Source organism: Pseudomonas sp. B21-023 (assembly GCF_024749165.1).
Classification (GTDB): domain Bacteria; phylum Pseudomonadota; class Gammaproteobacteria; order Pseudomonadales; family Pseudomonadaceae; genus Aquipseudomonas.
Genome location: NZ_CP087190.1, coordinates 392,454 through 411,417 on the forward strand (window position 1 = coordinate 392,454; position 18,964 = coordinate 411,417).

General features: G+C 63.9%; 15 protein-coding genes. 13 read left to right on the forward strand and 2 right to left on the reverse strand.

Annotation, left to right across the window (positions count from 1 at the left end):
* Nucleotides 1-146: 146 nt before the first annotated feature.
* The 11 genes from pilM to LOY42_RS01945 all read left to right on the forward strand — a co-directional run bounded on the left by pilM (nucleotide 147) and on the right by LOY42_RS01945 (nucleotide 15,230).
* Nucleotides 147-1,043 carry a type IV pilus biogenesis protein PilM gene (pilM, locus tag LOY42_RS01895; RefSeq protein ID WP_102681774.1) on the forward strand — a complete coding sequence of 299 codons (897 nt, stop codon included), beginning with the start codon at nucleotides 147-149 and terminating at the stop codon, nucleotides 1,041-1,043.
* Nucleotides 1,040-1,579: a PilN domain-containing protein gene (locus LOY42_RS01900; RefSeq protein ID WP_139674159.1), complete on the forward strand. Its 540-nt coding sequence runs from the start codon at nucleotides 1,040-1,042 to the stop codon at nucleotides 1,577-1,579. Before pilM ends, LOY42_RS01900 begins: the two co-directional genes overlap by 4 nt.
* The gene (locus LOY42_RS01905; RefSeq protein ID WP_139674153.1) at nucleotides 1,576-2,589 is read left to right on the forward strand and encodes a pilus assembly protein PilP; all 1,014 of its coding nucleotides are present in this window, start codon (nucleotides 1,576-1,578) and stop codon (nucleotides 2,587-2,589) included. The genes LOY42_RS01900 and LOY42_RS01905 overlap by 4 nt, the downstream gene beginning before the upstream one ends.
* On the forward strand, nucleotides 2,546-3,769 hold the full coding sequence (locus LOY42_RS01910) for a type IV pilus secretin PilQ (RefSeq protein WP_102681771.1): 1,224 nt from the start codon (nucleotides 2,546-2,548) through the stop codon (nucleotides 3,767-3,769). Before LOY42_RS01905 ends, LOY42_RS01910 begins: the two co-directional genes overlap by 44 nt.
* Nucleotides 3,770-3,773: 4 nt before the next feature.
* Nucleotides 3,774-4,292 carry a shikimate kinase AroK gene (gene aroK / locus LOY42_RS01915; RefSeq protein WP_038706967.1) on the forward strand — a complete coding sequence of 173 codons (519 nt, stop codon included), beginning with the start codon at nucleotides 3,774-3,776 and terminating at the stop codon, nucleotides 4,290-4,292.
* Nucleotides 4,293-4,387: 95 nt separating this feature from the next.
* A complete protein-coding gene (gene aroB, locus LOY42_RS01920; RefSeq protein ID WP_023631794.1) occupies nucleotides 4,388-5,485 on the forward strand; it encodes a 3-dehydroquinate synthase in 1,098 nt (365 codons plus the stop codon).
* A 15-nt stretch (nucleotides 5,486-5,500) separates the two neighbouring features.
* Nucleotides 5,501-7,126, forward strand: a complete 1,626-nt coding sequence (locus LOY42_RS01925) for an AAA family ATPase (RefSeq protein WP_258599724.1) — start codon at nucleotides 5,501-5,503, stop codon at nucleotides 7,124-7,126.
* Between the two features lie 374 nt (nucleotides 7,127-7,500).
* A complete protein-coding gene (gene gltB / locus LOY42_RS01930; RefSeq protein ID WP_258599725.1) occupies nucleotides 7,501-11,946 on the forward strand; it encodes a glutamate synthase large subunit in 4,446 nt (1,481 codons plus the stop codon).
* Between the two features lie 107 nt (nucleotides 11,947-12,053).
* Complete coding sequence (locus LOY42_RS01935) at nucleotides 12,054-13,472, forward strand: FAD-dependent oxidoreductase (RefSeq protein WP_046853848.1); 1,419 nt, start codon at nucleotides 12,054-12,056, stop codon at nucleotides 13,470-13,472.
* A 230-nt stretch (nucleotides 13,473-13,702) separates the two neighbouring features.
* Nucleotides 13,703-14,767 (forward strand): uroporphyrinogen decarboxylase, encoded by a 1,065-nt coding sequence (gene hemE / locus LOY42_RS01940; RefSeq protein ID WP_139674130.1) that lies wholly within the window; start codon nucleotides 13,703-13,705, stop codon nucleotides 14,765-14,767.
* 115 nt (nucleotides 14,768-14,882) lie between these two features.
* Nucleotides 14,883-15,230 carry a YgiW/YdeI family stress tolerance OB fold protein gene (locus LOY42_RS01945; RefSeq protein WP_046853850.1) on the forward strand — a complete coding sequence of 116 codons (348 nt, stop codon included), beginning with the start codon at nucleotides 14,883-14,885 and terminating at the stop codon, nucleotides 15,228-15,230.
* A 100-nt stretch (nucleotides 15,231-15,330) separates the two neighbouring features.
* On the opposite strand, the gene LOY42_RS01950 is transcribed toward LOY42_RS01945, so the two are convergent.
* Entirely contained in the window at nucleotides 15,331-16,488 is a 1,158-nt protein-coding gene (locus tag LOY42_RS01950; protein WP_232968023.1) for an MFS transporter, read from the reverse strand.
* 197 nt (nucleotides 16,489-16,685) lie between these two features.
* Between LOY42_RS01950 and LOY42_RS01955 the strand changes: the two genes are divergently transcribed.
* Nucleotides 16,686-17,591, forward strand: coding sequence for a LysR family transcriptional regulator (locus LOY42_RS01955; protein WP_102681766.1), 906 nt, complete (start codon nucleotides 16,686-16,688; stop codon nucleotides 17,589-17,591).
* A 52-nt stretch (nucleotides 17,592-17,643) separates the two neighbouring features.
* Nucleotides 17,644-18,417, forward strand: coding sequence for a ParA family protein (locus tag LOY42_RS01960; RefSeq protein ID WP_094011035.1), 774 nt, complete (start codon nucleotides 17,644-17,646; stop codon nucleotides 18,415-18,417).
* On the opposite strand, the gene trxC is transcribed toward LOY42_RS01960, so the two are convergent.
* Nucleotides 18,414-18,848, reverse strand: coding sequence for a thioredoxin TrxC (gene trxC / locus LOY42_RS01965; RefSeq protein WP_139674122.1), 435 nt, complete (start codon nucleotides 18,846-18,848; stop codon nucleotides 18,414-18,416). The genes LOY42_RS01960 and trxC overlap by 4 nt on opposite strands.
* Nucleotides 18,849-18,964: the final 116 nt, after the last annotated feature.

Below are 18,964 nucleotides of genomic sequence, written 5' to 3' on the forward strand. Positions count from 1 at the left end.
TGAGAGTGGATTGCGCGCAGGGCCGGCGGGCAGGAAAACGCTGGCCATTATAAGCATTTTTCGCCCCGTCGGGTGACCGCCCGGGGAGAGGGACGACCGCCTGCGCCGCAAGGGGGCAGGCAGCCAATGACCAGGAAGGAACAGCCATGCTTGGACGCTTTGGCAGGGACGCCGGTTCACTGCTGGGGGTGGAAATCGCCTCCGACGCCGTACGGATGCTGCACCTGCGCCGCCAGCGTGGCGGTTGTCGGGTGATGGGTTGGGCGCAAGAGCGCCTTGGTGACGCGCCAGGTAGTTCATTGGGGCGTGACGAGGTGGAGTGCCTGGTCGCGGGGCTGCGACAGGCACATGCCAGGTGTCGGACTTCGCAGTCCCGGGTCGCCCTGGCGTTGCCTGCATCGCAGGTCATCTGCAAGGTTTGCCGCCTGCCTGCAGGGTTGCCCGGCCATGGCGTCGAAGCCGCCTTGCTTGCACAGGCCGAGCAGCTGTTTCCCTTTCCTGTGGAAGACCTTGCCCTGGATTTCCAGGTGTATGGCCCATGCGCGGAGGATGCCGGGCAGGTCGAGGTGTTGGTGGTGGCCTGTAGGCAAAGTCAGCTCGACCCACTGGAGCGCGTGTTCGCGCAAGCCAGCCTGCAGTTGGTAGCTGTGGAGGTGGACAGCTTTGCGTTGCGCCGGGCATTGGTGGCCGAGGCGCAGGCAAGCGTCACGGCGCTGCTGCAGTTGGAGCGGGACGAGGTAGTCCTGCATCGTTGGCAGGGAGGCCACATACCGCATCGGCAGCGCTGTGTCGTGCCCTCTGTGGCGCGTTGGGCCGAGGCTGTCGAGGGGCTCTGGCAGTCGGGTGCCCAGGGCGCGTTGGAGCAAGTTGTGTTGTTCGGGGCCACCGCCGATGAGGTTCGGGCAGCAGAGCTGTCCGAGCGTCTGGGCGTGAAATGCCATGTCGGCCGCCCGGGGCCTCTGGCCGGCGAATTCGATGAAGCCAGCGTGCCCGCTGCCGCCATGGCCTTGGTCTGTGGCTTGGCAATGGGAGGCCTGGCATGAAAGGACGACTGAATCTGATGCCCTGGCGCGAACAGCGCCGGGCAAGCGTTGTGCGGCGATTCCAGATCACCCTGGTCGCCACGCTGGTGGTGGCGCTGTGCGGGGTCATGTTGCTCGATCGAACGGCGCGGTCGCGTCTGGCCAGACAGGCGCAGGTTGTCGCCACGCAGCAGGTGGCCGTTGAGCGGTTGGACGCTTCGCTGCGGCAGATCGATCAGTTGCGTGAAACACGGGATGCGTTGTCGGCCGAGCAAGCGGCGGTGTCTGCGCTGGACGCAGCGCGAGCGCAGTTGCCTGGGCTGTTTCTCGCATTGGAGCAGGCAATGCCCGAAGGCGCGCGCTTGACCGAGGTGGGTGTGGAGGACGGACATTTGCGCCTTGCCGGATTGGCAGCCTCTGCTTCAGTGGTGGCCCGGCTTATGCGCGGCTTGGAGCAGGTAGCGATGGTACGGGACCTGCAGCTTGTTCACTTGCGGCGTCATGGCCAGGGCGATGAATTCCTGCTGGCGGCGCGCTTGTTGGCGGGTGAGTCATGAACCGCCTGTGGGCCCAGGATTGGCAGGGCCTGGCGGCCCGGTCCCGGTTGTTCCGGTGGATGGTGGCAGCAGGGTTGCTGTTTCTGGTGACTTTTGTGGGTTATTTCGCCCGCCTGCGTGAGCCGCTCAATAGGCATGCCGAGGCAGTCCAGAGACAGTTGCAGCTACAGGGCGTCTTGGAGGATGGGGCGGGAAAACTTGTCGAGCTGGAGCGAGCGCAGGAGGCTCTGGAACAAGCCAGGATGGGGCTGCAAGCGTTGCGATGGCGACTGGCTGCGGGCGAGGGCATGAGTGAACTGCTTGACCAGTTGGCCTTGTCGGGCCATGAGCATGGCCTGTCGTTCGAACGCATCGAGGTAAACGAAGCGCTGCAGGCAGCAGGGTACCGTCTGCAGCCTCTGGATATAAGCGTGCACGGGCGCTACCCGGCGTTGCGCTTATGGCTTGAGCAGTGGCTACAGCAGTTGCGTTTGCTGAACGTGCCCCATCTCAGGTTGGCCTTGCAGGAAGAGGGCACAGGGGTGGTTGGCGCAAGGTTGCTGATACATGCCTATCACCCAGGGGAAGAGCTTCCCGTGCCGGCTGCCTTGGCGGATGAGCCTGCCCAGGCTGCTCAGTCGAAGACCACGTTCGATCCATTTCAGGCCTGGTTGCCCGCCACGCACGGTAAAGAGCTGCGGCATATTCCCTTGGCGCGATTGGAAATGGTCGGAAGCCTGTCCCAGTCAGGGCGTCGCCAGGCGTTGTTGCGTTCGGCGGGGCACGTGTATCGGGTCGGTCAAGGCGACCGGCTCGGGTTGGATGAGGGGGTCGTGGTGGCAATCGATGCCGATCGGCTGGAGGTCCGCGAGCAGATCTACCTTGGCGGGCGTTGGCAGGCGCGTTCCAGGTATCTGGTGCTTGTAGAACGTGAGCAAGGAGAGGTCAGGGATGAGGCCGAGACGATGGTTGAGCGGCGTGGGGTTGATGTTGAGCATCCTGGCGGTGCAGGCAGCGGAGCTTCAGGGTGAGCCGATGTCGCTCAACTTCCAGGATGTCGAGCTGCGCTCGGTGCTTAAGGTCATGGCCGAGCACGCCGGCGTCAACCTGGTTGCCAGTGATTCGGTGCAGGGGCGGATAACCCTGCGCCTGGAGGACGTGCCCTGGGGGCAGGCGCTCGACCTGGTGCTGCGCAGCAAGGGGCTGGGTAGGCGCCAGGAGGGTAATGTGCTGCTGATCGCCCCCGTTGCGGAACTGGCCGGGCAGGCCCGGGGTATGGGCGAGGAGGTGTTGCTGGAGCCCTTGCGGCGTGAACTGATCCCGGTCTTTCATGCCAAGGCCGCCGAGCTGGCGGAGCTGTTGCTGGCGAGCCTGGCCGATGACGGCATTCTGACGGGGCGCGGCAGCCTCAGTGTGGATGCGCGGACCAACACGCTGGTGGTCACTCAGCCTGGCGAACGGCTTGCCGAGCTGCGCAGGCTGGTGACGCAACTGGATGTGCCGGTGCGCCAGGTCATGATCGAGGCGCGTATCGTCGAGGCCAGCGTCGATTACGAGAAGGTGCTGGGCGTGCGATGGGGTGGCCCGTTGTATGGGGGGGACAGTCGCCTGGGTAGCGACCTGTTCGTCGATCTCGGGGTCGAGCGGGCCAATGCCGGGCTCGGCGTGGGGTTGCTGCGCAGCGACATTCTGCTGGACCTGGAGCTCAGCGCCATGGAGAAGAGCGGCAATGGCGAGGTCATCTCCCAGCCCAAGGTGGTCACGGCCGACAAGGAGACTGCGCGCATACTCAAGGGCACCGAAGTGCCGTATCAGGAGACCACCCGCAGTGGCGCCACCTCGATTTCCTTTCGCGAGGCCTCCCTGTCGCTGGAGGTGACGCCGCAGATCACCCCGGATGGCAAGGTAGTGATGGATGTGCGTGTGACCAAGGACGAGCCCGACTTCATCAATGCGCTGAACGATGTGCCGCCGATCCGCAAGAATGAGGTCACGGCGAAGGTCCGGGTGGCCGATGGGCAGACCATTGTGATTGGTGGCGTGTACTCGACGTCGCAGAACAAAGTGGTCGACAAGGTGCCATTTTTCGGTGATCTGCCGTATGTTGGGCGGCTGTTTCGACGCGATGCATTACAAGAGAAAAAATCCGAGCTGCTGGTCTTCCTGACTCCGCGTATCATGAGTGACCAGGCGATTGCTGTGAGTCGTTGATTCTGTGCGAAATTTGATACTTGTAGGGCCCATGGGCGCTGGAAAAAGCACCATCGGGCGCCTGTTGGCCAAAGAGCTGCGCCTGCTGTTCAAGGATTCCGACAAGGAAATCGAGCTGCGAACCGGCGCCAACATACCGTGGATCTTCGACAAGGAAGGCGAGCCGGGCTTTCGCGACCGCGAGCAGGCGATGATCGCCGAACTCTGCGCGCTTGATGGTGTGGTTCTGGCGACCGGTGGCGGCGCAGTGATGCGCGACGCCAACCGTGCCGCGCTGCATGCCGGTGGCCGGGTGATCTACCTGCATGCCTCGGTGGAGCAGCAAGTGGGGCGCACCTCCCGTGACCGCAACCGACCGCTGTTGCGCACCGCCAACCCGGAAGCCACCTTGCGTGCCCTGCTTGAAACACGCGACCCGCTTTATCGCGAGATTGCCGACCTGGTGGTGGAAACCGACGAACGGCCACCGCGCATGGTCGTGCTCGACATTCTCGAGCGTCTGCAGAAGTTGCCGCCCCGCTGAGCGGGGTCTATCCTCGGCGACCAACGCCGAGACGGGGTTGAACGTCACCGCGTGGGGCCACAGCGCCACCGCGCCCAAGTACATTGTGGGGATACATGCAGACACTTAAGGTCGACCTGGGCGAGCGTAGCTACCCGATCTACATTGGCGAAGGCCTGCTTGACCAGCCCGAGCTGCTGGCGCCGCATATTGCCGGCCGGCAGGTCGCCATCGTCTCCAACGAGACCGTCGCACCCCTGTACCTCGAACGCCTGAGCAAGACCCTGGGTGCCTACTCGGTGCTGCCGGTGGTGTTGCCCGACGGCGAGGCCCACAAGAATTGGGAAACCCTGCAACTGATCTTCGATGCCCTGCTGACCGCGCGTCATGACCGGCGCACCACCGTGGTCGCCCTCGGTGGCGGGGTGATCGGTGACATGGCCGGCTTTGCCGCGGCCTGCTACCAGCGTGGGGTCGACTTCATCCAGGTGCCCACCACGCTGCTGTCCCAGGTGGACTCCTCGGTGGGCGGCAAGACCGGCATCAACCACCCGCTGGGCAAGAACATGGTCGGTGCCTTCTACCAGCCCAACGCAGTGCTGATCGACACTACCAGCCTGAAAACCTTGCCTGCGCGTGAGTTGTCCGCCGGTCTCGCCGAAGTCATCAAGTACGGCCTGATCTGCGACAAGCCATTCCTCGCCTGGCTCGAGGACAATATGCAGGCGCTACGTGCCCTGGACTCCGTCGCCCTGACCGAGGCCATCCGTCGCTCCTGCGCGGCCAAGGCCGCCGTGGTTGGTGCTGATGAGCGCGAATCGGGCGTGCGTGCCACGCTCAACCTTGGCCACACCTTCGGCCATGCCATCGAAACACACATGGGTTATGGCGTCTGGCTGCACGGCGAAGCCGTGGCGGCCGGCACGGTCATGGCCCTGGAAATGTCCATGCGCCTGGGCTGGATCGACCAGCCGGCGCGTGATCGCGGAATTCGCCTGCTGCAGGACGCAGGATTGCCGGTGGTGCCACCACAGGAAATGACCCCGGCGCATTTCATGGAGCACATGGCGGTCGACAAGAAAGTGCTCGACGGGCGCCTGCGCCTGGTGCTGCTGCGCCAGCTGGGCGAGGCCGTCGTCACCGACGACTATTCGACAGAGATTCTTCAGGCCACGCTGGCGGCGGATTACCGCGCGATCGTGGCCCAGCTTTGAGGTTGTGACAACGCAATGACCAGTCTGCATGCCGATGAGGCGTTTCTCGATCATTACCAGCTGAGCCACGATCCGTTCGCACCCCGGGTGCCCGGTTTCAAGTTCTTTCCCGCCCAGCGCAAGCCAGTGCTTGGCCAGCTGCACCACCTGGCGCGTTACAGCCAGTTGATGCTGGCGGTCACCGGCCCTGTGGGCAGCGGCAAGACTTTGCTGCGCCAGGCGCTGGTGGCCAGCACCAACAAGCAGTCGGTGCAAAGCGTGGTGGTATCCGCCCGTGGCGCCAGCGACGCGGCCAGCGTGCTCGGCCAGGTGGCACAGTCGCTGGGCGTGGCGCAGCCGGAAGTGCAGGCGATCCTGTCGCAGGTGGTGCAACTGGCGCTGACCGGCCAGGAAGTCTATCTGCTGGTGGACGATGCGGAACAACTTGACGAGTCGGCACTCCAAGCGTTGCTGGAGTTGGCGGCAGGCGTAGCTGAAGGGCGTCCGCACGTGTTCCTGTTCGGCGAGCCTTCGCTGATCGCCGGGTTGGACGAGCTCAATGCCGATGGCGAGCGATTCCACGTCATTGAACTGGCCCCGTACAGCGAGGAAGAAACCCGCGAGTACCTGGAGCAGCGCCTGGAGGGTGCTGGCCGGGGCATCGAGGTGTTCACCGCCGAGCAGATCGTCGACATCCACGAAAACGCCGACGGCTGGCCTGGGAACATCAACCAGGTCGCCCGCGATACCTTGATCGAAGCCATGATCGCCAGCCGTACCACGGTCAAGCGACCAACCATGGGGTTCAAAATGCCTAAGAAACACGTGCTCGCGTTGTCCGCAGTGGTCGTGGTCGCCGTTGGCGCGGCGGTCCTGATGCCCAAGAAAGGCGACAAGGCCCCGGCCGACGCGCCCCCCGCTGCCCAGGCCCAACTGCCCCTGGGTGACGGCGGCAACGGCGGCGCGCCCGCCATCGAGTTCTCCGGCTCCTCGCAGCCCATGCCGTTGCCGCTGGTCGGCCAGTCGCAGCCGGTAATGCGCGAACCGCTGGCCCAGGCCGCTGGCATGGGTGAAGGTGAAGACGGCGGGCCGGCCGACAACACTGCACTGCAGCCAGCCACGCCATCGGCTGCCGTGCCGCCGACCGTGACCACCATCGCGCCGCCGCAAGGTGCCACCGCCAGTCCTGCGCCGGCCCCGGCCCAGCCGGTGACCAGCGCTCCGGTACAGCCGGTTGCGCCTGCGACGAAGCCGGTAGCAACCCAGTCGGTAAAGCCGGTTGCACCTGCCAAGCCGGCCCCGGCCCCGACCCAGGTCGCGAGCGCCAAGCCTGCAGCCAAACCTGCCGAAAAACCGGCTGCTGGCGGGGCCGGCAACAGCAGCTGGTACGCTGGCCAGAAGCCCGGTAATTACGTGGTACAGATCTTCGGCACCAGCTCCGAGGCGTCGGCGCAGTCGTTCGTCAAGGCGCAGGGTGGCGACTATCGCTACTTCAGGAAAAACCTGCAGGGCAAGCCGCTCTACGTGGTGACCTACGGCAACTTCGCCAACCGCGATGCCGCCGCTGCGGCAATCAAGAACTTGCCAGCCAAGGTCCAGGCTGGTAAACCTTGGCCACGTACCGTGGGCAGCGTCCAACAAGAGCTGGCCACGGCCCGCTGATACCTTCCGGGCGGCATCACCCCGCCGCCCAGTTGCTGAGCGACTTCTAGCTTTCAACTAGCCTGCTGCGCCCAAGCGCGGCAGGCTTTTCTGTCCCAGACTGCCGGCCACAAGCCCTTTCTTGCAGTCCTGGCTGAAACGCTTCAGACTCCAGTCAAGCCGCTATCACGGTGAACGACTTAAAAACATTCAAAATTGCGACATAAATTTTCAATGGTGAGACATGAAAATTTGTGGGCGTCGCTGTCGCTGTGCAACAATGGTTTTCCATGGCCACCGCAAAAAAGCTGGCGTTTGATCGGCGTGGATGGTAAGTGGTTGTTAAAAAAGAGATTTGCCTCCGGTTGAGAGGTAAACCTGGTGAGAAAGTGTCTATGAAAACAGGTCTGTACCATCCCGAAGAATTCAAGGACAACTGTGGTTTCGGCCTGATCGCCCATATGACGGGCGAGCCGAGTCACCACCTTCTGCAAACCGCCATGCAGGCGCTGACCTGCATGACCCACCGCGGCGGCATCAACGCCGACGGCAAGACCGGCGACGGTTGCGGTCTGCTCATGCAGAAGCCCGATCAATTCCTGCGCGCCGTGGCACAGGAGCACTTCGCCGTCGAGCTGCCCAGGCAGTACGCCGTCGGCATGGTGTTCTTCAACCAGGACCCGGTCAAAGCCGAAGCCGCCCGCGCCAACATGGATCGCGAGATCGTCAACGCCGGCCTCAAGCTGGTGGGTTGGCGCAAGGTGCCGATCGATACCAGCGTCCTTGGCCGCCTGGCCCTGGAGCGCCTGCCGCAGATCGAACAGGTGTTCATCGGCGGCGAAGGCCTGAGCGATCAGGAATTCGCCATCAAGCTGTTCAGTGCCCGTCGCCGTTCGTCCGTGGCCAACGCCCACGACGCCGACCACTACATCTGCAGCTTCTCGCACAAGACCATCATCTACAAAGGCCTGATGATGCCGCGCGATCTCGCGGCGTTCTATCCGGACCTCGGTGACGAGCGCCTGCAGACCGCAATCTGCGTGTTCCACCAGCGCTTCTCCACCAACACCCTGCCGAAGTGGCCGCTGGCGCAGCCCTTCCGCTTCCTCGCCCACAACGGCGAGATCAACACCATCACCGGCAACCGCAACTGGGCCATGGCCCGTCGCACCAAGTTCGCCAACGACCTGATCCCCGACCTCGAAGAGCTCGGTCCGCTGGTCAACCGCGTCGGTTCCGACTCATCCAGCATGGACAATATGCTCGAGCTGATGGTCACTGGCGGCATCGACTTGTTCCGCGGCGTGCGCATGCTGGTACCGCCAGCCTGGCAGAACGTCGAGACCATGGACGCCGACCTGCGCGCCTTCTACGAATACAACTCCATGCACATGGAACCGTGGGATGGCCCGGCCGGTATCGTCATGACCGAAGGCCGCCACGCGGTGTGCCTGCTCGACCGCAACGGCCTGCGCCCGGCGCGTTGGGTCACCACCACCAACGGCTATATCACCATCGCGTCGGAGATCGGCGTATGGGGTTACCAGCCTGAAGATGTCGTCGCCAAGGGCCGTGTCGGCCCAGGCCAGATCCTTGCCGTCGATACCGAGACCGGCCAGATCCTCGACACCGACGCCATCGACAACCGCCTGAAGTCGCGCCATCCGTACAAGCGCTGGTTGCGCCAGCACGCCACGCGCATCCAGGCGACCCTGAGCGACGACCAGGGCGTGGCCAGCTACGACGCTGACCAGCTCAAGCAGTACATGAAGATGTTCCAGGTCACCTTCGAGGAGCGTGACCAAGTCCTGCGCCCGCTCGGCGAGCAGGGCCAGGAAGCGGTCGGCTCGATGGGTGACGACACGCCGATGGCCGTGCTGTCCCAGCGCGTGCGTTCGCCGTACGATTTCTTCCGTCAGCAGTTCGCCCAGGTGACCAACCCGCCGATCGACCCGCTGCGCGAAGCGATCGTCATGTCCCTGGAAATCTGCCTGGGCGCCGAGCGCAACATCTTCCAGGAGTCCCCCGAGCACGCCTCGCGGGTGATCCTCAGCTCGCCGGTCATCTCGCCCGCCAAGTGGCGTTCGCTGATGAACCTGGAGCGCGAAGGTTTCGACCGCCAGCTGATCGACCTCAACTATGAGGAAAGCCTCGGCCTTGAAGCGGCCATCCGCAATATCGCCGACCAGGCCGAAGAAGCAGTGCGCGGCGGCAAGACCCAGCTGGTGCTCAGCGACCGCTACATTGCCCCGGGCAAACTGCCGGTACACGCCTCGCTGGCCGTAGGCGCAGTACACCATCGCCTGACCGAACAAGGGCTGCGTTGCGACAGCAACATCCTGGTCGAGACCGCCACTGCTCGCGACCCGCACCACTTCGCCGTGCTGCTGGGCTTCGGTGCCTCGGCTGTCTATCCGTACCTGGCCTACGAAGTACTGGCCGACCTGATCCGCACCGGCGAAGTGCTGGGTGATCTGGACGAAGTGTTCAAGTACTACCGCAAAGGCATCTCCAAGGGTCTGCTGAAGATCCTGTCGAAGATGGGCATCTCCACCATCACTTCGTACCGTGGTGCCCAGCTGTTTGAAGCCATCGGCCTGTCCGAGGAAGTGGTTGGCCTGAGCTTCAAGGGCGTGTCGAGCCGCATCAAGGGGGCGCGTTTCGAAGACCTGGAGAGCGACCAGAAGCTGCTCGCCGCCGAAGCCTGGAGCGCGCGCAGGCCGATCCAGCAAGGTGGGCTGCTCAAGTTCGTCCATGGTGGCGAATACCATGCCTACAACCCGGACGTGGTCAACACCCTGCAGGCCGCCGTGCAACAGGGCGACTACGCCAAGTTCAAGGAATACACCACGTTGGTCGACCAGCGTCCGGTGTCGATGATCCGCGACCTGCTGAAAGTGAAAGTGGCCGACCAGGCCCTGCCGTTGGATGAAATCGAGCCGCTGGACGCGATCCTCAAGCGCTTCGACTCCGCCGGCATCTCGCTGGGTGCGCTGTCGCCAGAGGCGCACGAAGCCCTGGCTGAGGCGATGAACCGCCTGGGGGCGCGCTCCAACTCCGGTGAGGGCGGTGAAGACCCGGCCCGCTACGGCACCATCAAAAGCTCGAAGATCAAGCAGGTGGCCACCGGCCGCTTTGGCGTGACCCCGGAATACCTGGTCAACGCCGAAGTGCTGCAGATCAAGGTCGCCCAGGGCGCCAAACCCGGCGAGGGCGGCCAGCTGCCAGGTGGCAAGGTCAACGGCCTGATTGCCAGGCTTCGCTACGCGGTACCGGGCGTGACCCTGATCTCGCCACCGCCGCACCACGACATCTATTCGATCGAAGACTTGGCCCAGCTGATCTACGATCTCAAGCAGGTGAACCCACAGGCCCTGGTTTCGGTCAAGCTGGTCGCCGAGGCCGGCGTAGGTACCATTGCCGCCGGCGTGGCCAAGGCCTATGCCGACCTGATCACCATTTCCGGCTACGACGGCGGCACCGGCGCTTCGCCGCTGACCTCGATCAAGTACGCCGGCGCCCCGTGGGAACTGGGCCTGGCTGAAACCCACCAGACCCTGCGCGGCAACGACCTGCGCGGCAAGGTGCGGGTGCAGACCGACGGCGGCCTGAAAACCGGCCTCGACGTGATCAAGGCCGCGATCCTCGGTGCCGAGAGCTTCGGCTTCGGCACCGCGCCGATGATCGCCCTGGGCTGCAAGTACCTGCGCATCTGCCACCTGAACAACTGCGCCACCGGCGTGGCCACCCAGAACGACAAACTGCGCAAGGACCACTACATCGGCACCGTCGACATGGTGATCAACTTCTTCACCTTCGTCGCCGAAGAGACCCGCGAGTGGCTGGCCAAGCTGGGCGTGCGCAGCCTGGGCGAGCTGATCGGCCGTACCGACTTGCTCGATGTGCTGCCGGGCGACACCGAGCGCCAGGGCCACCTCGACCTGTCACCGCTGCTGGGCAGCTCGCACATCCCGGCCGACAAGCCGCAGTTCTGCCAAGTGGACAAGAACCCGCCGTTCGACCAGGGCGAACTGGCCGAGAAGATGGTCGCCATGGCCCTGCCGGCGATCCGCGACATGGCTGGTGGCGAATTCGCCATGGACATCTGCAACTGCGACCGTTCCATCGGTGCGCGCATCTCTGGCGAAATCGCCAGGCTGCACGGCAACCAGGGCATGGCCGCGGCGCCGATCACCTTCCGCTTCAAGGGCACCGCGGGCCAGAGCTTCGGCGTGTGGAACGCCGGCGGTTTGAACCTGCACCTGGAAGGCGACGCCAACGACTACGTCGGCAAGGGCATGACCGGGGGCAAGGTGACCATCGTGCCACCGGCCGGCAGCCCGTTCGAAACCCAGCACAGCGCAATCGTCGGCAACACCTGCCTGTATGGCGCCACCGGCGGCAAGCTGTTCGCCGCAGGCACCGCGGGCGAGCGCTTCGCTGTACGTAACTCCGGCGCCCACGCTGTGGTCGAGGGCACCGGCGATCACTGCTGTGAATACATGACCGGTGGCTTTGTCTGCGTCCTGGGCAAGACCGGTTACAACTTCGGTTCTGGCATGACTGGCGGTTTCGCCTACGTGCTCGACATGGACAACAGCTTCTTCGACAAACTCAACCACGAGCTGGTGGAAATCCAGCGTATCAGTGGTGAGGCGATGGAAGCCTACCGCAGCCACCTGGCACGGGTCCTGGGCGAGTACGTGGAAGAGACCGGCAGCGAGTGGGGGCGTGAGCTCTCGGAGAACCTGGACGACTATGTGCGGCGCTTCTGGCTGGTCAAGCCGAAGGCGGCCAACCTCAAGCACCTGTTGTCCAGCACCCGTGCCAACCCGCAGTAAGAACAGCTGCAAGTGGCGAGCCCCGTGTGCGGGGTTCGTCGGGCTTACGTGATCGTCTTGCAGCTTGCAGCGTGTAGCTGGCAACTGCGGTAAAGAGGTTTTGAAAAATGGCTGAACGTCTGAGCAACGACTTCCAGTTCATCGAAGTGGGGCGCAAAGACCCCAAGAAAAAGCTGCTGCGCCAGCGCAAGAAGGAGTTCGTCGAGATCTACGAACCCTTCAAGCCGCAGCAGTCCGTGGAGCAGGCGCACCGCTGCCTGGGCTGCGGCAACCCGTATTGCGAGTGGAAATGCCCGGTGCACAACTTCATCCCCAACTGGTTGAAGCTGGTTTCCGAGGGCAACATCCTGGCGGCAGCCGAGCTGTCGCACCAGACCAACACCCTGCCGGAAGTCTGTGGCCGTGTGTGCCCGCAGGACCGCCTGTGCGAGGGTGCCTGCACCTTGAACGACGGCTTCGGCGCGGTCACCATCGGTTCGGTGGAGAAGTACATCACCGACACCGCGTTCGCCATGGGCTGGCGCCCGGACATGTCCAAGGTCAAGCCGACCGGCAAGCGTGTCGCCATCATCGGCGCCGGCCCGGCCGGCCTGGGCTGTGCAGACGTGCTGGTACGTGCCGGCGTAACCCCGGTGGTATTCGACCGCAACCCCGAGATTGGTGGCCTGCTGACTTTCGGCATCCCCGAGTTCAAGCTGGAAAAGACCGTGCTGAGCAATCGCCGCGAAGTCTTCACCGGCATGGGCATCGAGTTCCGCCTGAACACCGAGGTGGGCCGCGACATCACCATGGAGCAACTGCTCGCCGAGTACGATGCAGTGTTCATGGGCATGGGCACCTACACCTACATGAAGGGCGGCTTCCCCGGCGAGGACTTGCCGGGCGTGCACGACGCGCTGGACTTCCTGATCGCCAACGTCAACCGCAACCTCGGTTTCGAGAAGTCGCCGGAAGACTTCGTCGACATGCAGGGCAAGAAGGTCGTGGTGCTTGGCGGTGGCGACACTGCGATGGACTGCAACCGTACCTCAATCCGCCAGGGCGCCAAGTCGGTGACCTGTGCCTATCGCCGTGACGAGGCCAACATGCCGGGTTCGCGCAAAGAGGTGAAGAACGCCAAGGAAGAGGGCGTGAAGTTCCTCTACAACCGCCAGCCCATCGCCATCGTCGGCGAGGACAAGGTCGAGGGCGTGAAGGTGGTCGAGACCCGTCTCGGCGAGCCGGATGCCCGTGGTCGCCGCAGCCCCGAGCCGATCCCGGGCTCCGAGGAGATCCTGCCGGCCGACGCCGTGGTGATTGCCTTCGGCTTCCGCCCGAGCCCGGCGCCGTGGTTCGAGCAGTTCGGTATCCAGATGGACAGCCAGGGCCGCGTGGTGGCTCCGGAGAAGGGCAAGTTCAAGCACCAGACCAGCAACCCGAAAGTGTTTGCCGGTGGTGACATGGTGCGGGGTTCGGATCTGGTGGTGACGGCGATCTTCGAAGGGCGTACCGCAGCCGAAGGCATTCTGGATTACCTCGAAGTCTGATGTTGCCTGAACCGGCCTCATCGCCGGCAAGCCGGCTCCCACAAAGGCAGTGCCTTACCCTGTGGGAGCCGGCTTGCCGGCGATGAGGCCATCAGATGCAACCCCAGGACCTCGTTTTGTATACAAAAATGCTTGATCCATGGCACCTGATAGACAAAACGCATGGCCATGGCCGTGCCTTTTGCGTCCGCGTCTGAGAAAATGCCCGCACTTTTTTTCCGGATGCCGACATGACTGCCCTGAAGAACGATCGTTTCCTGCGTGCACTGCTCAAGCAACCCGTAGATGTCACCCCGGTATGGATGATGCGCCAGGCCGGCCGCTACCTCCCGGAGTATCGCGCCAGCCGCGCCAAGGCCGGTGACTTCATGAGCCTGTGCATGAACCCGCAGTTCGCCTGCGAGGTCACCCTGCAGCCGCTGGACCGCTACCCGCTGGACGCGGCGATCCTGTTCTCGGACATCCTCACCATCCCCGACGCCATGGGCCAGGGCCTGTACTTCGAGACCGGCGAAGGCCCGCGCTTCAAGAAAGTCATCAGCAGCCTGGCCGACATCGAAGCGTTGCCGATCCCCGACCCGCAGCAGGACCTGGGCTACGTGATGGACGCGGTCAGCACCATCCGCCGCGAGCTCAACGGTCGCGTCCCGCTGATCGGCTTCTCCGGCAGCCCGTGGACCCTCGCCACCTACATGGTGGAAGGTGGTTCGTCCAAGGACTTCCGCAAGATCAAGGCCATGGCCTATGACAACCCGCAGGCCCTGCACCTGCTGCTGGACAAGCTGGCGCAGTCGGTCACCAGCTACCTCAACGGGCAGATCCAGGCGGGCGCCCAGGCGGTGCAGATCTTCGATACCTGGGGTGGCAACCTGTCGGCGGCGGCCTACCAGGAATTCTCCCTGGCCTACATGCGCAAGATCGTCAGCGGCCTGATCCGCGAGCACGAAGGGCGCAAGGTGCCCGTGATCCTGTTCACCAAGAACGGCGGCCTGTGGCTGGAAAGCATCGCCGATGCAGGTGCTGACGCGCTGGGCCTGGACTGGACCTGCGAGATCGGCGATGCCCGCCGCCGCGTCGGGGACAAGGTTGCGTTGCAGGGCAACATGGACCCGACCGTGCTGTACGCCAACCCCGAGGCGATTCGCAAGGAAGTGGCGCGCATCCTGGCCAGCTACGGCAAGGGCAGCGGCCACGTGTTCAACCTGGGCCATGGCATCACCCCGGAAGTCGACCCGGAGCACGCCGGCGTATTCATCAACGCCGTGCATGAGCTTTCGGCGCAGTACCACCAGTAACCGGTGTGCAACGCAAAAAGCCCGGCGAAGTGCCGGGCTTTTTGTTGTATTAAGTTTAAATTCAGCGATCATCGGTAATCTGGGGCCATCAAAACGCAAACAGGACCCGATCATCATGAAAGCCCGTTACCTGCCCCTGATTCTCGCCCCACTGTTCAGCACCGCCGCCCTGGCCGCCGGCTACACAGGCCCCGGTGCCCAGTCCGTGACCACGGTGGCTGCCGCCAACGATGCCGCCGACGACACCCCGGTGGTACTGCAAGGCTACGTGACCAAGAAGATCAACAACGACGACAAGTACGAGTTCAAGGACAACACCGGCACCATCACCGTCGAGATCGACGACGAAGACCTGCCAGCGACGCCGTTCAACGACAAGACCAAGGTCAAGCTGACCGGCGAGGTGGAAAAGCACCTGATGAGCCGTGAGGTGGATGTGGATATCGTCGAGATCATCAACTGATCCAAGGACCTCATCGCCGGCAAGCCGGCTCCCAAAAGGTTGTGGGAGCCGGCTTGTCGTGGCGACGAACCGCGGCGATTGGGCTGCAAAGCAGCCCCACTCAGGCAGTCTTCGGCGCCAACCTGCTCAAATGCAACGCCACCAGCAACGCCACCGCCAACAGGCTGCCGATGAACAGCCCGATACCGTTCCAGCCCCACTGGTGCCAGAACACCCCGCCCGCCGTCCCGGCGACACTCGACCCCGCGTAATAGCTGAACAGGTACAGCGAAGAAGCTTGCCCCTTGGCCCTCAGCGCCCGGCGGCCGATCCAGCTGCTGGCCACCGAATGCGCGCCAAAGAAGCCGAAGGTGAACACCAGCATGCCGAGAATGATCATGGCCAGCGGGTTGGCCAATGTCATGAGCAGGCCGCCGGCCATGACCACGATACTGGCCCAGAACACCTTGCGCCGCCCGAGCTTGTCGGCCAGCGCGCCGACCTGCGCAGAGCTGTAGATCCCCGACAGGTACACCACCGACAGCAGGCCGACCAGCGCCTGGTTCATATGGTAGGGGCCGGCGAGCAAGCGATAGCCAATGTAGTTGAACAAGGTGACGAAGGCGCCCATCAGCAGGAAGGCCTCGAGGAACAGCCAGGGTAGCCCGGCATCCTTGAAGTGCATGACGAAACCGTCCAGCAGGCTGCGGGGTTTCAATGATTGAGCCCGGAAGTTGCGCGATTCGGGCAGCACCTTCCAGAACACCACGGCCGCCACAAGGGCCAGGCCGCCGATCACCAGCATCGCCGTGTGCCAGCTGACGAAGTCGATCAGTACGCCGGTGATCAGCCGCCCGCTCATGCCGCCGATGGCATTGCCGCCGATATACAGCCCCATGGCCAGGCCAATGTGCTGCGGGTGGATCTCTTCGCTCAGGTAGGTCATCGCCACCGCGGCCAGGCCGCTCAGTGCCAGGCCCACCAGCGCGCGGCTGGCCAGCACCAGCTCCCAGCTTGGCATCACCGCGCTGGCCAGGGTCGCCAAAGCCGCGCACAGCAAGGCGAAGACCATCACCGGCTTGCGGCCGATACGGTCGGAAATGGGGCCGGTGATCAGCAGGCCGATGGCGAGCATGGCGGTGGACACCGACAGCACCAGGCTGCTCTGCGCGGCGTTGATGGCGAACTCCTGCGACAGCAGCGGCATCATGGGCTGCACGCAGTACAGCAGGGCGAAGGTGGCAAAGCCGCCGCTGAACAGCGCCAGCACGGTCTTCATGAAGGCGGGTGTGCCTTTCTCGATCCAGATGTCGTTGACGACAGGGTCGGGCTCGATGGGCAGGGGGGCGACGGCGGATCTCACAGGAGCGGTACCTCGGGGCGTTGCGATGGAAAAATCATATAGCTGGCTAATGATTAGATCCAATATATTGTTCGACCTGTTTAAGACGTTTAACGACCTGTTCGGAGCCGACCATGGAGCTGCGTCACCTGCGTTATTTCATCGCTGTGGCCGAAGAGCTGCACTTCGGCCGCGCCGCCCAGCAACTGGGCATCTCGCAACCGCCGCTGAGCCAGCAGATCCAGGCCCTGGAACAGGAGCTGGGCGCACGACTGTTCGAGCGCACCAACCGTCGGGTCGAGCTCAGCGAGGCCGGGCGGTTGTTCCTCGAAGAGGCCCGGCAAGTCCTGGCCCAGGTGGAAAAGGCCGCCGACGTGGCCCGGCGTGCGCAATTGGGCGAGTTGGGCGAGATGAAGATCGGCTTCACCTCGTCGGCGCCTTTCACCTCGCGGATTCCCAAGGCTATTCACGCCTTTCGCCAGCGTTTTCCATCGGTGCATCTGAATCTGGAAGAAATGAGCAGCCGTGAAGTGGTGGAGGCGGTGTTCGACGAGTCCATCGAGGTGGGCCTGATGCGGCCGATGCCTCTGCCGGACGGGATCGTTTGTACCGAACTGTTCCGCGAACCCCTGGTGGCCGTGCTCAACGCATCGCACCCGCTGGCCAGCGGCAGCGAGCAGGGGCTGTACATGCAGGCCCTGGCCCACGAGCCCTTCGTGTTCTTTCCGCGCAGCTATGGCAGCGGCTTGCATGCCCAATTGCTGAGCCTGGCGCGCCAGGCGGGTTTCAGCCCACATTTTGCCCAGGAGGCCGGGGAGGCGATGACTATCATCGGCCTGGTCTCGGCGGGGCTGGGTGTGTCAGTGCTGCCAGCGTCGTTCCAGCGCATGCGCATCGAGGGTGTGGTGTATCGCACACTGCTCGACGAGCAGGCCATGACCGCCGTGTGGCTGGTGCGCCGCGAAGCGTCTGGCTCGGCCATGGCCAATGCCTTCGTCGCGTTGCTGGCCGGGCTTGAGCAGCCCGAAGGTGCTGGCTAAACCGCCGCGCTGGCCACATACTCGGGCATTCGTTGATACACGGAGGTCTGACATGCGGCGCGTGGTGTTCAATCAGAAAGGTGGCGTGGGCAAGTCGAGCATTGCCTGCAATCTAGCGGCGGTCAGTGCCAGTGAAGGCTACCGGACCTTGCTGATCGACCTGGATGCCCAGGCCAACTCGACCCAGTACCTCACCGGCCTGACCGGCGACGACATCCCCATGGGTATCGCCGACTTTTTCAAGCAGTCGCTGTCCAGCGGGCCGTTCGCCAAGAAGAACAAGGTCGATATCTACGAAACCCCCTTCGACAACCTCCACGTGGTGACTGCCACCCCCGAGCTGGCCGACCTGCAGCCCAAGCTCGAGGCCAAGCACAAGATCAACAAGCTGCGCAAACTGCTCGATGAGCTGGACGAGGATTACGAGCGGATCTATATCGATACCCCTCCAGCACTCAACTTTTACGCGGTTTCCGCATTGATCGCGGCAGATCGCGTGCTGATCCCCTTCGACTGCGACAGCTTCTCGCGCCAGGCCCTGTATGGCCTGCTGGCCGAGATCGATGAGCTCAAGGAAGACCACAACGACGACCTGATGGTTGAGGGTATCGTGGTCAACCAATTCCAGTCCCGCGCCAGCCTGCCCCAGCAGATGCTCGACGAACTGCTGGCCGAGGGCCTGCCGGTGCTACCGGTTTACCTCGGCAGTTCGGTGAAGATGCGTGAGTCGCACCACGCCAGCCTGCCGCTGATCCACCTGGAGCCACGGCACAAGCTGACCCAGCAGTTCGTCGAGCTGCATGATCTGCTGGAGCGTAGCGCCTAGATACCTTGGCTGCGCAGCCACTCCAGCAATGACTGGAGTGGAAACGCGCCGGCCTGGCGGGTCACTTCGCGGCCGTTCCTGAACAGGATCAGGCTGGGGATCGAGCGGATACCCAACTGGCCGGCCAGGTTGCGGTTTGCCTCGCTGTCGAGCTTGGCCAGGCGGCAGCGGCCCGACAGCTGGCGCGCGGCTTGTTCGAAGGTCGGGGCGAAGCTCTTGCACGGGCCGCACCAGTCGGCCCAGACATCCAGCAGCAGCGGCAGGTCGCCTTTGATCTGGGCGGCGTAGTTGCCTTCGGTCAGCTCGAACGAGGTGCTCAGCAGCACGTTCTGTTTGCAGCGGCCGCATTTCGGGGTGTCGCCCAGGCGCTCGGCGGGGATGCGGTTGAGGCCGTTGCAGTAGGGGCAGGGGATTACCAGCGGATTGGACATTGGGGTCTCCAGTCGAAAGATGCGTCGGCGAACCGCAGCTTCCACAGGGTTGGCGCGCTCATTGTGGGAGCCGGCTTGCCGGCGATTGAGGGGGGAAGCCGTCGCAGAGTTTCACG

Bases quoted from the DNA above. Each gene is read 5' to 3' on its own strand.
- LOY42_RS01955 (WP_102681766.1), top strand. From the start codon at position 16,686: ATGGAGCTGCGTCACCTGCGTTATTTCATCGCTGTGGCCGAAGAGCTG.
- gltB (WP_258599725.1), top strand. From the start codon at position 7,501: ATGAAAACAGGTCTGTACCATCCCGAAGAATTCAAGGACAACTGTGGT.
- trxC (WP_139674122.1), bottom strand. From the start codon at position 18,848: ATGTCCAATCCGCTGGTAATCCCCTGCCCCTACTGCAACGGCCTCAAC.
- LOY42_RS01935 (WP_046853848.1), top strand. From the start codon at position 12,054: ATGGCTGAACGTCTGAGCAACGACTTCCAGTTCATCGAAGTGGGGCGC.
- LOY42_RS01910 (WP_102681771.1), top strand. From the start codon at position 2,546: ATGTTGAGCATCCTGGCGGTGCAGGCAGCGGAGCTTCAGGGTGAGCCG.
- LOY42_RS01950 (WP_232968023.1), bottom strand. From the start codon at position 16,488: ATGAAGACCGTGCTGGCGCTGTTCAGCGGCGGCTTTGCCACCTTCGCC.
- hemE (WP_139674130.1), top strand. From the start codon at position 13,703: ATGACTGCCCTGAAGAACGATCGTTTCCTGCGTGCACTGCTCAAGCAA.
- aroB (WP_023631794.1), top strand. From the start codon at position 4,388: ATGCAGACACTTAAGGTCGACCTGGGCGAGCGTAGCTACCCGATCTAC.
- LOY42_RS01900 (WP_139674159.1), top strand. From the start codon at position 1,040: ATGAAAGGACGACTGAATCTGATGCCCTGGCGCGAACAGCGCCGGGCA.
- LOY42_RS01945 (WP_046853850.1), top strand. From the start codon at position 14,883: ATGAAAGCCCGTTACCTGCCCCTGATTCTCGCCCCACTGTTCAGCACC.
- LOY42_RS01925 (WP_258599724.1), top strand. From the start codon at position 5,501: ATGACCAGTCTGCATGCCGATGAGGCGTTTCTCGATCATTACCAGCTG.
- LOY42_RS01960 (WP_094011035.1), top strand. From the start codon at position 17,644: ATGCGGCGCGTGGTGTTCAATCAGAAAGGTGGCGTGGGCAAGTCGAGC.
- LOY42_RS01905 (WP_139674153.1), top strand. From the start codon at position 1,576: ATGAACCGCCTGTGGGCCCAGGATTGGCAGGGCCTGGCGGCCCGGTCC.
- pilM (WP_102681774.1), top strand. From the start codon at position 147: ATGCTTGGACGCTTTGGCAGGGACGCCGGTTCACTGCTGGGGGTGGAA.